This is a genomic window from Blautia massiliensis (ex Durand et al. 2017) (genome assembly GCF_051861785.1).
Taxonomy (GTDB): domain Bacteria; phylum Bacillota; class Clostridia; order Lachnospirales; family Lachnospiraceae; genus Blautia_A; species Blautia_A luti_A.
Map to the genome: position 1 here is coordinate 615,465 of NZ_CP146725.1, position 12,655 is coordinate 628,119.

General features: G+C 49.8%; 9 protein-coding genes. All 9 read right to left on the reverse strand.

Translation table 11 applies throughout. The features are described from left to right. Window positions 1–95: 95 nt before the first annotated feature. Window positions 96–1,955 carry an amino acid ABC transporter ATP-binding/permease protein gene (locus tag V9W66_RS03180; protein ID WP_144100424.1) on the reverse strand — a complete coding sequence of 620 codons (1,860 nt, stop codon included), beginning with the start codon at window positions 1,953–1,955 and terminating at the stop codon, window positions 96–98. Further along, window positions 1,955–3,691 carry an ABC transporter ATP-binding protein/permease gene (locus tag V9W66_RS03185; protein ID WP_144100427.1) on the reverse strand — a complete coding sequence of 579 codons (1,737 nt, stop codon included), beginning with the start codon at window positions 3,689–3,691 and terminating at the stop codon, window positions 1,955–1,957. Before V9W66_RS03185 ends, V9W66_RS03180 begins: the two co-directional genes overlap by 1 nt. Window positions 3,692–3,698: 7 nt before the next feature. After that, entirely contained in the window at window positions 3,699–4,082 is a 384-nt protein-coding gene (locus V9W66_RS03190; protein WP_144093495.1) for a YbaN family protein, read from the reverse strand. A gap of 37 nt (window positions 4,083–4,119) precedes the next feature. Further along, window positions 4,120–4,920, reverse strand: a complete 801-nt coding sequence (locus tag V9W66_RS03195; RefSeq protein WP_227752286.1) for an ABC transporter ATP-binding protein — start codon at window positions 4,918–4,920, stop codon at window positions 4,120–4,122. Next, complete coding sequence (locus V9W66_RS03200) at window positions 4,910–5,917, reverse strand: FecCD family ABC transporter permease (RefSeq protein WP_144093493.1); 1,008 nt, start codon at window positions 5,915–5,917, stop codon at window positions 4,910–4,912. Before V9W66_RS03200 ends, V9W66_RS03195 begins: the two co-directional genes overlap by 11 nt. A 5-nt stretch (window positions 5,918–5,922) precedes the next feature. Then, window positions 5,923–7,077, reverse strand: coding sequence for a heme ABC transporter substrate-binding protein IsdE (isdE, locus tag V9W66_RS03205; protein ID WP_186290016.1), 1,155 nt, complete (start codon window positions 7,075–7,077; stop codon window positions 5,923–5,925). Then, window positions 7,058–8,176 (reverse strand): heme-binding Shp domain-containing protein, encoded by a 1,119-nt coding sequence (locus tag V9W66_RS03210; RefSeq protein ID WP_144093491.1) that lies wholly within the window; start codon window positions 8,174–8,176, stop codon window positions 7,058–7,060. Before V9W66_RS03210 ends, isdE begins: the two co-directional genes overlap by 20 nt. Then, window positions 8,173–11,649: an NEAT domain-containing protein gene (locus tag V9W66_RS03215; RefSeq protein ID WP_186290015.1), complete on the reverse strand. Its 3,477-nt coding sequence runs from the start codon at window positions 11,647–11,649 to the stop codon at window positions 8,173–8,175. The genes V9W66_RS03210 and V9W66_RS03215 overlap by 4 nt, the downstream gene beginning before the upstream one ends. A 244-nt stretch (window positions 11,650–11,893) precedes the next feature. Beyond that, on the reverse strand, window positions 11,894–12,634 hold the full coding sequence (locus tag V9W66_RS03220) for a VWA domain-containing protein (protein WP_144093487.1): 741 nt from the start codon (window positions 12,632–12,634) through the stop codon (window positions 11,894–11,896). Between the last annotated feature and the right edge of the window lie 21 nt (window positions 12,635–12,655).

The window sequence follows — 12,655 nt, forward strand, 5'->3', positions numbered from 1 at the left end:
TTCAGATTGGACTTAACACAATAGTTTCCTGGAGCTATTATAACAAATGTGTATCGAAAATCGCAATATATTTTACTCGCACAAGAGCATCTATATCACGACACTCTCCCATTCTCCATCTCATACACCACATCCGCTACTTTCATCGTAGAAGTTCTGTGTGACACCAGCACGACGGTACGGTTGGCTTTATCTTCCTTCAGGGATTTCAGGATGATGCCTTCGTTCAGGGAATCCAGATTGGAGGTTGGCTCGTCCAGAAGAAGGAGCGAGCTGTCGTGGAGGAAGGCTCTTGCGATTCCGATTCTCTGCTTTTCACCGCCGGAGAGAGTGTCTCCCAGTTCTCCGACTTCTGTGTCATATCCTTTTGGAAGGGTCATAATGAAGTCATTGATGGAGGCTTTTTTTGCGGCCCTCATGATCTCCTCACGGGTTGCTCCCGGCTTTGCGATGGCGATATTGTTTGCAATGGAATCGTGAAACAGGTGGGTTTCCTGTGTCACATAGCTTTCCAGATCACGGAGCCTGCGTGTCGGAATCTCTTTTACATTTCTGTTATCTACGAAAATGCTGCCTGCACTTACATCCCAAAAACGCATCAGAAGCTTTAAAAGCGTGGATTTTCCGGAACCGCTGGCTCCATGGATACCGGTGATCTTACCCGGTGCAAGTTTCAGGGAGTAGTCGTCCAGGATGGTTTCATCTTCATATGCGAATGTCACATGAGAGACTTCTGCACCTGTAAATCCAACAACAGATTCATTTTCAATCTTCTCCGAATCAGAGCTGTATGCTCCATCTTTTTCCCAACCCTTAACATACATACCAGCTGTTATCCGTTCCGGTTCATCTTGTTTCTCCACATCATTAAACCTTCCAACTGCGTGAAACTCGATTCCATCCGGAATCTCCTCCACCAGTGGTTTCTCCTCCAGAAGGGACAGCACACGCTCACCACTTGCCAGTGTCTGATTCAGGTTATTGGAAAGGCTGGACAGTGCCACAACCGGTCCAAAAGATCCCATCATGGCAATGGTACAGGTCAGGATTCCGTCAAAACCGATCTCACCTTTTCCATAAAGATGGATCGTCAGCGCCAGCATTCCAAAGGACGCAAGCAGGATCATCAGATTCGTAAATGATCTCTGAGAGCCTTCCATACGGCTTAAGTCTTCCTGCATTCCCGCAAGCTTCCGAGAACGGTCAGACATCTGGCCTTTTCTCTTTTCACCCTGATTGTACTGGATGGTTTCATCAAGGCCACGGAGAGAATCCAGCACAAAACTGTTCAGCTCACCAAACTCCGTACGGAATTCCATACCCTTCTGACTTCCATGCTTTCCATTCCACAGGGGAATCACCACACCTACGATCAGATAGGCGGCCAGAGCCAGAACTCCGGCAATCACATGATATCTTCCGATAAAAACTACCATGATCACAGAAGTCAGTGTTGCAATAGCAATGGGGGAAATGGTATGCGCATAAAAAACTTCCAGAAGTTCAATATCCGTGGTGATAATGGAGATCAGGTTCCCTTTGTCACGACCTTCCAGCTTCGCAGGGCAGAGCTTACGCAAAACCGCAAATACCTTATGGCGGATGATCGCCAGAAGTTTAAACGCGATAAAATGGTTACAATACTGCTCCACATAATGAAGGATACCACGGAACACCGCAATCAGGATCATAACGGCAATGATCCCTTTCACAGAAGTTCCGGCAAGCCAGGTACTCTTTATAACAACCTCCGGAATACCAGAAATCCCGGCACCTGCTGCACTTCCTGCCAGGCCATGGAGGATCACCTGCCCTGCCAGGATGGTCAGGAAAATGGCACATAAGTATCCCACGGTTCCTAAAAGAATAGCCGCCAGCATAATATGGAGAAGGGGTTTTACCAGCCCGATAAGACTTCCCATAATGGCAATGGCACTTCTACGCTTCCTGGTCATCACACATTCCCCTCCTTTCCATAATTCTCCAGCGCCATCTGGCTCTCATACAGATGACGGTAATCGCCATCCAGAGTCATCAGCTCTTCGTGTTTTCCACGCTCTTTGATCTGGCCGTCTTTCAGAAAACAGATCTGATCAGACTCCACCACATTGGCAAGTCTGTGGGAGATCAGAAGCACGGTCTTTGTTTTTGCAATCTCATGGATCACATCCATGATCAGTTCTTCACTTTCCACATCAATATTGGAAGTTGCCTCATCCATGATGTATACCGGAGCATTTTTAAGAAGTGCTCTTGCGATCACAAGGCGCTGGCACTGACCCCCTGAAAGATTTCCCGCCTTTTCCAGAAGGACCGTATCCAGCCCGTTCTGGGTATCCAGAAATCCAAGGAGATTGACCTTCTTAAGGACCTCACGCATTTCCTGATCCGTGGCATCCGTTTTTGCCATCTGAAGATTTTCACGGACTGTTCCCTTAAAGAGATAACTGTTGTGGCGCACCAAAACCACATGTTCCATCAGGTCATCTTCACGAACGTCCCCCAGGGCAACTCCTCCGATACAGATATCACCGGAAAACTCCCGGTTCTTTCCGGAAAGGATTCCCGCAATGGTACTCTTACCACAGCCGGACTCTCCAACCAGGGAAACAAATCTTCCAGCAGGAACCTGAAGATCGATCCCACCAAGGATCTCACGGTCCTTCTCATAGGAAAAATGCACATCCCGAAAAGAAATATCCAGACCGCCCTCCGGCAGAGTCTTCTCTCCGGTTTTCGGCTCTGAAATATCCAATATCCGGAAAATCTTATCACTGGCAGCCATACCGTTCATGGCAATATGAAAAAAGGATCCAAGCAGCCGCAACGGCAGAAAAAACTCACTGGACAGAAGCACAATGCAGAGGGTTCCGGAAAGGTTTAAATTCCCATGTAGAAACTCCGTCACCGCCACCGCCATACCAATGGCCGCACCGCCGTAAGCCACAATATCCATCACACTGGTGGAATTCAGCTGCATGGTTAAAACCTTCATGGTAATCTGGCGGAACCGCTGGGACTCCGCATCCATCTCGTCTGCTTTCTGCTGGTCTGCCTGATAGATCTTTAAGGTAGTCAGACCCTGAAGATTTTCCAGGAAGGAATCTCCAAGTCCTGTATAAATGCTCCAGTATTTGTTAAGAAGCTTCCTGGCGATCTTCTGTACCACCACAATGGAAATGGGAATCAGCGGCACACAGATCAGAAGTACCACGCTGGCTTTTAAGCTCACCCGGCAGAGGATCACAAAGAGTGTTACCGGTGCGATCAGGCTGTAAAACAGCTGGGGGAGATATTTTCCAAAATAGGTTTCCAGCTGCTCCACACCTTCTGTGGAAACCTGCACCACTTCAGAGGAGGAAACCTGCTCTCTGTAGGAAGCACCCAGCTTCAGCATTTTTTCATAAATTTTTTCTCTGAGGATCCGCTTTACATCCACGCAGGCCAGATAGGACGACCTTGCGCCCATCCGCTCACAGAAGAAGCGGATTACAAAAACCAGAATCAGCGTAAGAACTGTCCGTTTTACACTTTCTGAAGTAACGGAACCGTAAATCACTTTTTCCAGCAGCCCTGCAATGGAAAAAACGGCGATCACCTGGGACAGCAGGGCAAGCCACTGCCACAGGATCGTATACACGATATATTTTTTTGCGTGGGACAAAAGTCCCACCAGTCTTGTCTTGATCATTGGCTGCTCACACCTCCGGCTCCACAGTTTTTACCCTGAGGAAGAAATACAGAATGTGGCATGCCCACACAACGGCTATACAGATTCTTCCCACAGGCACATTTTTCATGCAGATAAATCCGATGACCATAACTACGGTCACCATGCCGATGATCTTGCATTTGGTTCCAAGCGTCATGGCTCTTTTCTGCACAAAACTGTCCAGATGTTTTTTATAAAGGTCTGTTCCTATAAACCAGGTATGGAGCCGTTCCGAGCTTTTTGCAAAGCAGAACAGCGTTGCCATATAAAAGGGAACCGTAGGCAGGATCGGAAGTACCACTCCCACCGTGCCAAGCCCCAGACAGAGGAATCCCAGCAGGATCCAGAATATTTTCAATGGATTTCTCATTTTCTTTCCTTTCCCGGGTTCTTATCCCGATGGCATCTCATACTGTCAGTACAAATTTCCGGCCGTCCACCCGGGCCACCTTCAGATCAATACCATAAAGTTCATGAATGCTTTCCTCTGTGATCACTTCTTCCGGCTCGCCTTCCACGATGACTTTTCCACCGGCGAGACCGATGATCTTGTCGGAAAAATAGATCGACTGGTTGATGTCATGAAGGACCATAACGATGGTCATGCCAAATTCCCGGTTCAGCCTCCGCACAAGCTCCAGAATCTCGATCTGATAACGGATATCCAGATATGTAGTCGGCTCATCCAGAAAAAGGATCTCGGTTCCCTGTGCAAGCGCCATAGCGATCCATACACGCTGGCGCTGTCCGCCGGAAAGCCTGGATAATTCCCTCTCACGAAACTGTGAAACATTGGTCACTTCCATGGCCCAGTTCACATACCGCTCATCCTCTTCTCCACGGATTCCCATCATCCCAAGATGAGGCGTTCTTCCGAAAGAAACCAGACGCTCCACGGTGATGTCATCCGCCGCCGTATTGTACTGATGTACAATGGCCACTTTTCTGGCAAATTCATTCAGACGCAACCTTGCGATGTTTTTTCCTCCCAGAAGGACTTTTCCCTTTGCAGGGTCCAGGTTTTTGGTCATCAGGGAAAAAAGTGTGGATTTACCGCATCCGTTGGCTCCCATAATGGTCGTCACCTTGCCTTTTTCTATCTTAAGGGACGCGCCTTTTAATATCTCGTTTTTACCATAGGAAAAGCATACATTCTTTACCTCCATGGCAGGTCGTTTTTTTTCCGTATTCTGTGTATCAGTCACCATATTTTTTTGACCTCCTTAAGAGAATGATAAAGAACGGACCACCTACCACGCTCATCACAACTGCCGCACTGATCTCATAGGGAGCTGCAATGGTCCTTCCGATGGTATCTGCCAGAAGGAAGGTAAAGGCTCCCGCAAGTGCAGAAAACGGAACCAGTGCCCTGTGGTCACTTCCCACTAGGATCCTTCCGATATGTGGCACGATCAGCCCAAGGAAACTGATGGCACCTGCGATGGCTGTGGAAATACTTGCCAGAAGTACCGCGATCAAGGAGATTACGATTCGTGTGGCATTGACGTTCAGTCCCAGGCTTCGTGCTGTCTTATCTTCCAGAGACATCAGGTTGCACTCTCCGATAAACAGGCATGCCAGGAAAAGCCCTGCCACAACATAAGGAACCAGTGTTGTCACATCATCCCAGGTTTTCTGGGTGATATTGGCTTCTACGATGGAAGCCACGCCGGACATATTTCCACCGCTCATGCTGTTAAAAGCGCTGGAAAGTCCGGCAAACAATGCATCTACTGCCACACCGGTGAGGATGATACGAAGAGGACTTAAGCCGCCCTTCCAGGACAGACAGTAAACCATCAAAAAGGCGACCACGCCGCCAAAAAACGCTACCAGCGGAGTAAAGAAATACAGTCCCGGTGCAAAAGCTGTGATCAGAACTGCCGCAAAGCTGGCACCGCTGGAAATACCAATGATACCAGGGTCTGCCAGTGGGTTTTTAAGGACCGCCTGGAACAGAACACCGGAAACCGCAATGGCGGCTCCTGCCAGCATGGAAATGATGATACGCGGAAAACGAAGGTCATAGATGGTTGCCACTTCGTCAATACGCTCCACAAAAAGTCCTCTCATCAGCTCTCCGAAGGAAACCTTCAGGCTTCCGATATTGATGGCTGCAAAAAACAATACCATCAGAAGCACCGCCATGAGCACAAAGGAGAGCACTGCACGGAGCCGCTTTCTTTTTTCTCTGTTTTCATCCATTTTTGTCACTTCTCCTTTTCTGTGGTCTTTTGGGAATCTTCGGCTGCAGTTTTTCCGGATGTGCCGGATTTCTGCGCGTCTTCATATTTCTGGGTCGCATTGGATTTCTCTGCATTTTTCTGCGCGTTTTCACTGTTCTTTTTCGCTTTTTCCAGATCCTCGTCACTTTCCGGATAAAGGATCGGCTGCAGCTCATTTAGCGCTTTCGGATAACGGAAGGTTGCGCTCATTCCGAAATTTTCATAAGTCAGGTCATACACCCTGCCATTTTTTACCGCGTCGAAATGTTTCCAGATATCGTTGGTCTTGAAATCTTCGTTAAACATCTCCACGACCTGATCCGGAAGTGCGTGAGCCGCACGGAGGATGATATCCGGTTCTTTGGTCTTCATATCTTCGGTGTTTACCGTAAGAAATTCCTGATCTGTATCTGTATAAACATTTTCACCGCCAGCCAGAGCCACAAGACTTCCCACGTAGGAATTTTCGGTAGCAATGATATAGCTGCCCGGAAGTCCCATCAGGATCAGCACCTTGGGATGGTCTTTTCCCTCGTTCTTCTTTTTGTATTCTTCGTAGAAATCCCGGAACTCTTTTACCAGCGTGCCTGCCTGCTCTTCCCTGTCAAAAATCTCTCCCAGTTCCTGAATGGAACGGTACATCCCCTGTACACTGCGAAGATTTAAAAACGCCCAGTCCACGCCGATATTTTCGTACTTGGGTTCAAGGTCTGACTGAAGAGAGATCGGGCTTAAAATCCAGTCCGGTTTCAGGGAAGCCACGATCTCCATATCCGGGCTCATGGCTGTACCCACGGTGGTTACAGCTTTATAACGCTCCGGGATGGTGGAAATGCTGCTGGAGCATACCCCAACCAGATCCAGTTCCAGTTTGTCACAGATATCCGCAACTGCCGGAGAAGTAGCTACGATCTTCGGGGATCCCTCCATGGATCGTACCTTGGCTTTTGCCACTTCCACTGCCTGTTTTTCCACAGGGTCCGTGATCTCCAGCATGGACTCCACCGTTTCTGTCTGTGCGGTTGTCTTCGTGCCTTCCGGGTGCTGATCCACACAGCCGGTGAGAAGAAGGGACGCCGCCGCCAGGACTGTGATAAAAATTCCTCTGCTGATGCAGGATTTAATATTCATCATCGTCATCATCCTCTCCGCCCCATCTGCGCCAGTTCTTACGGAAGTACCAGATGATCAGTGCAGTTACCAGGATCAGAACCAGACCGGAGCCTGTCACTGCCAGAGCAATGGCAAAGACCGTATTGATCTTTACGCTGCTTTCGCCATCAGATTTCTTTTCCCCGGAAGTGATGCTGTCCTCTTCCGCTGTGGAAAGATTTAATCCCTGGGCGCTGTTCAGTTCCTTGTCTGTATCGGACTCGTCAGAGCTTTTGGAAGCCGCTGCCTGTTTCTGTGCTGCCGCTACGGTGTTCCCGGAATTCATGGCATCCGCATTTCCTGTGGAGCCGCTTTCTGCAGTGCTCTGTGCAGCTGCTGCCTGGGTGGCCGCCGCATCATTCTGAGTTTTCTCCTCATTGTCCTGTGCAGCCTCATCCGTACTTTCTGTTCCGTCCGTTTCCTGGGTATCCGCTGTTTCAGAGGCTCCGGCTTCCTGGGCACTTCCCGTATCCAGGGTACTGTTGGCAACTGCCTCGCCGCTTCCGGAAGCCTCGGCAGATGCTGCTTCTTCTGTTACAAAAGCAGGATTCATACCCACACTGTTTCCCTCGGAATAATCGCTTGGATACAGATAAAATGTAACGTTTCTTCCCATCGGGGTTACATACATGCTGACCCGGACGATGCAGTTCTCGCTTGGAACCTGGATACAGATATCGGAGGTGGTTCCGTTGCTGTCTGAACCATTTGCGGTTACCGCGACGCCTGTGCCGGACCAGCCGGAATCTCCTACATTCTGTACGCTGAAACTGTGACCGGACGTATAATCGATCAGGCTCATGCGGATCGTCAGATAATAATTGCCGGAGTCCGTCACTTCCATCAGACCACTTGCATAAACCGCACCTTCTACCATACCCTGTCCGGTGGCGTAGGATGCCTCACCGCCGGAGTCTTCGATCTCTCCTGTCACCGGATGGGAATAACACCGGTTAATGGTACAGGAATACACACTTCCCGACTCCGCGTGGACGGAAGTTACCGGAAATCCCAGAGTTGCCGCCACGAAGAGTACTGCCGCTCCAAAACAGGTCAGTAGATTTTTTTTCCAATTTTTCTCTCTCATTTCTTCTTTCCTGCCTTCTTTCTCAGGCTTCCCCCTCTGCTCTTGATCTTATAGAAAACACCTGCCAGTGCCGCCAGCGCGCTGACGGATACCGGAACTGCCACTTTTCTCATATTTCCGGAAGATTCCTCGGTACCAGTCTCGGTATCTGCATAAGCTTCGCCGGAAGTGGTTGTCTCCTGATCCTGATCTGACGCATCGGAAAGGCCGCTGCTGGTAAGCTTTGTGGTTCCTGCATCTTTGGAATCCGATTTGCTGCCGATGCTCTTTCCGGATTTCAGCGCAGTAGTTCCTGCTGATTTCTTTGTGGATGTGGATTTGGTGGTGGTTCCGGAAGATTTCAGGGAACCGCTGCTCTTTAAGGAGCTTCCTCCAGACTTGGAAGTACTGCCGCTTAAGGAACCGTTGCTGCCGAGTTTGGAACCGCTTCCACTTAAGGAACCGTTGCTGTTGGTACTTAAGCTGCCATTATTTCCGCTGAGAGAACCATTTCCGGTACTGTTCGTTCCATTGTTACTGATGTTATTTCCGCTGTTGCTTCCGTCACCATTGTTGTCATCATTTTCGAAACCAGGATCCTTGCTGTCCGTCTTTTTCAGGGTGCTCCAGTCCAGTTTCAGGAAGGCAGGCTGGGTTCCGGTGCCTTTGGTAATGGAATCCATAATGGGAACAAAAACCTGAAGCGGCACATAACCGTCATTTTTTGCCTCATCGATCAGCGGGAATGTGACCACATCCGGATAATTGGTCCCGAAGTTATCTGTCACCAGCTTGCCGTTGGTGTATTTCTGGTAGGAATCCACAGTTACACTTCCAAGAGAACCGGATGGTGAGCCATATTTATCCAGCTTGTAGCCGGTCTTAAAATATTTCAGGGTACCTAAGTATCCAAGCTGACCGTTGATGGTCAAACCCTTGAAGTCCATGGTAATGGAATATTTTCCTTTTTTTACCGTCAGCTTGATGGTGTGATTGATGGCTTCGTTGGACATGGATGCAGATGTTTTGTCAATCTTTACCATGGAGCCTGTGACGGAATACACACCGTCCGCCAGGTTCTTCACATCCAGGCTGCTGTTGTTGTTATTGTTGCTGCTGTTGTTATTATTACTGCTGTTCGAACTGCTGCCGGAATACTTCTTCTTCAGTCCGCTGACTGCCTTGGAAAGCTTTTTGATCTGTGTATTGACCTGGCTCTGGGTGGCACTGCTGTTATCATAAACCGTCTTTGCGGCAGTGATTGCAGAGTTTAATGTCTTCAGTGTGTCAGCCGTATAGGTATCTTCCCTGCCTGCCATGTTGGAAGCCGTGAGAAGCATCTCATGAAGTCCGGTCTTATCCACCTTTGTCTGGGAAGCCTTCTTCATGTTTTTCATCACATAATCCAGGATACCGATCTGGGCATCGGTTTCTTCCTGGCTGGACTCTTTGTTCCCGTAAACCGCCTTTGCCGTCTCATAAACAGAACGGAGCACATCCATATCTGCGGCTGTATAATGGGCTGTATCTTTCAGATAAGTTTCCGCCTTTGTCAGCGCTTTTTTGATCTCGCGGCGGTCCGTTCCCTGGATGATCAGTCCCTGGATGGCATTGTCTATGGCAGTGACACACTTGTTGACTTCTGTCTGAGAAGCCTCCTCATTGTCATAGACCTGACTGGCCTTATCTCTTGCCCGCTGTAACGCCTCACGGGTCGATGTTTCATACTCTACATCCGTCTCATTTAGATAACTGTCGGCGGTCTCGATGGCTTTCTTAAGCTCACTCTTATCAGAATCTACCTTGACCTTGGTCACCGCATTTACCGCCATGGTAAGGGCTTTTACCTCATTGTCCACAACGGTCTGGTCGATGTTCATGTTTTTATAAACTGCCTGAGCTGCCGCAATGGCATCTGCAAGCATGGCAAGCTGCTCACCGGCATAGCCCTGGCTGTCCTGTTTAAGGGATTTCTGGACATTCTGCGCGTTTGTGATCTGTTTTTTCAGGGCCGCCTTGTCCGTTTCCGTTCCGCTGACCTGTTTCAGCTCGTTCCAGTACAGATACAGTTTCGCATACTGCTTTCCGCCGCCTGCATTGATGGCTTCCATAACAGGAACGTAGATCCTAGTCCATACGATGCTCTGGTTCAGCTCTACCGGGATCGTTATATAATGAGGATATTTTTTCCCTTTTACTGTGGTATCGGTGCCTTTTTTCGGATCATTGTAGGAATCATAAACGTCATAGTAGGATTCCACACCCACTGCTTTTGCTGTGGCAGCCTCTGCCGCCGGAACTTCATTCTCATCCAGAGACTGTGTTTCTTCCTGAGCCGCAGAAGCCTCTTCTCCAGTCGCTGCACCGTCGCTGTCCCCGGAAGCTTCCTCTCCGTCCATAAAAAGTTCGTCTTCTGCTGCATCCTCTGTCTGTGCCTGAGAACTCTCCTCCGCAGCTTCCGTCGCTGCGCTCTGCGCCTCTTTTTGATCTTCAGCTTCTGTCTCCGCCGCGTTCTGCGCCTCACCGATATCTACAGCCCGGCCTTCCTCTGCGGCCGCATAAGGCAGAGTGTCTTCACTGGTAAATCCCGGAAAATACCACATGCCTGCCAGATAGCCGGTAAAATTCTGCTTGCCAAGCTTGGTAGTCAGGGACGTACATTCGATCCGCAGATGGATATCATTTCCTTTCTTTATCAGCTGGAAGGGTTTTACCAGCGCTGAGTTTCCCATGGAAACCTGGTCTGCGGTAGCATGGTGGAGCAGTCCGCCGATCTGGTATACCCCGTCATAAACCGTATTGGAGTCCGTCTTCTGGTAAAGCGCCTCCGCAGCCGCCTGAAGAAGCTGGATATGCTTATCCACCAGACTCTGTGTGGCAGACGGGTTTGCAGCCACCTGCTTTGCAGACGCAATGGCAGACTTTAACTGCTGTACGGAAGCGTCATCTGAGCCGGAAGTATCCACCGCTTCCGCCTGGGTGATCAGGTCACTTAACACAGTCTTGTCGATACCGCCCCCAAGGTTCTCCTCTGCCTGGGCCACTGCGGATGCCGCGCCGTCGGTCTCTGCCTGGGTGGCATTGCCATCCTCAAGCACAGCCTGAGCCTGGGCACGTACCTGATCCAGTACTTCATATCCATCCTGTGTGCCGTCTGTGTATGCAGCCGCCTCCGAAAAGACCGCCTCCAGAGAAGACTTGTCCGCCTGAGCCACCAGACCATTTTCCAGGATTGCCTGAAGCATCATTCCGCCTGCCCCAAGCTCTTCCTCTGTTACATCTTCTCTTGAAAGAAGGTTCTCCGCTCCCTCAAGAGCAGCCTGAAGGCTCTCACAGCTCTCCGGTGTATACCTGGAAGTATCTGTGTTCTTCGCCTCTTCGATGATCCTGGAAAGTTCACTCTCATCCATGGCATAAACGCCGGATGTGCTCCCCAGGCACAGTGCAGCCGCCATAAAAAACGCACTGCTTCGCTTAAATTTTTTTATCTTCATACCCATCATCCTCCTATGAGCACTTGTTAGCCATGATTAACCGTATCATGAGGAAAAGTTAATGTCAACATACTATCGTCCAAACCGTGCTCACAGGGAACGGTTCGATGATCTCAAAAATCCTTTAAATCCGCCATGTTCCCGATTTTTCGACAAAAAAAAGACCGAATTTTTTTCATTTCGGTCTTTAATCAAGATCCCGGATACACCTGGATATCCGGCTTTTTTCACACAGAGCTTCCGGTCAGAGCTTCACATATTTCCCGCCTGCCGCATCGGATAACTGTCTGGCCAGCCCCATGCCGAACACGGAATTTTCCGTATCGATCACCAACACCGGCACGCCTTTTCGTTTCAGCTCCTCAGCCGCCTTAAGGGCAAGAGACCAGGGCTTTCCCTCCCGGGTGTCAAAATTGGCCTTGCCGTCAGTGAGCATCACCAGAATCCCGGTCTCTTCCGGATTCTTCCGTTTTTCCGCCTCCAGGACTTTCAGGGCCTTTCGGATCCCCATGGCAAGAGGTGTATTCCCTCTGGCCTTCAGCTCTTCCATGGGCCTTGCCGCAAAATCCACACTTCTGGTAAAAGGCAGGATCAGTTCTGCTTTTCGGTTCCCGAAAACCACCATTCCTACCCGATCCCTGTCGCTGTACGCCCGCCGCAGGATGGAAAGTACCGCACTTTTCGCAAAAGAAAGCCTCTCTTTTGCACCCTGGGAACGACTGGCATCCACCAGAAATAAAACAGACACCTTATTTTTTCTCCGGAAGCGTTTCAGCCGGAGATCACACGCTCTGATCTCCCGGTCCTCTCCCCCGATCCTGCCGCTCTCCAGCGCCGCCCGGACGGACGCCGGAAGATCCACCTCACCGGCTCGCAAAATCTCTTCCTGACCGGAGGGGATCACCAGAGAACCACTGTGTTTCCCACCCGGAAGCCATTCTTTCCGGGACTGCTGCTCTCTTTTCAGAAAGATCTCCTGTTTCATCCCCTCCAGAACTTCCAGTAC

What these genes read in the sequence shown, in the direction of transcription:
- V9W66_RS03210 (WP_144093491.1), bottom strand. Translation starts at nt 8,176, where the DNA reads ATGAGAGAGAAAAATTGGAAAAAAAATCTACTGACCTGTTTTGGAGCG.
- V9W66_RS03200 (WP_144093493.1), bottom strand. Translation starts at nt 5,917, where the DNA reads ATGGATGAAAACAGAGAAAAAAGAAAGCGGCTCCGTGCAGTGCTCTCC.
- V9W66_RS03190 (WP_144093495.1), bottom strand. Translation starts at nt 4,082, where the DNA reads ATGAGAAATCCATTGAAAATATTCTGGATCCTGCTGGGATTCCTCTGT.
- V9W66_RS03215 (WP_186290015.1), bottom strand. Translation starts at nt 11,649, where the DNA reads ATGAAGATAAAAAAATTTAAGCGAAGCAGTGCGTTTTTTATGGCGGCT.
- V9W66_RS03220 (WP_144093487.1), bottom strand. Translation starts at nt 12,634, where the DNA reads ATGAAACAGGAGATCTTTCTGAAAAGAGAGCAGCAGTCCCGGAAAGAA.
- V9W66_RS03185 (WP_144100427.1), bottom strand. Translation starts at nt 3,691, where the DNA reads ATGATCAAGACAAGACTGGTGGGACTTTTGTCCCACGCAAAAAAATAT.
- V9W66_RS03180 (WP_144100424.1), bottom strand. Translation starts at nt 1,955, where the DNA reads ATGACCAGGAAGCGTAGAAGTGCCATTGCCATTATGGGAAGTCTTATC.
- isdE (WP_186290016.1), bottom strand. Translation starts at nt 7,077, where the DNA reads ATGACGATGATGAATATTAAATCCTGCATCAGCAGAGGAATTTTTATC.
- V9W66_RS03195 (WP_227752286.1), bottom strand. Translation starts at nt 4,920, where the DNA reads ATGGTGACTGATACACAGAATACGGAAAAAAAACGACCTGCCATGGAG.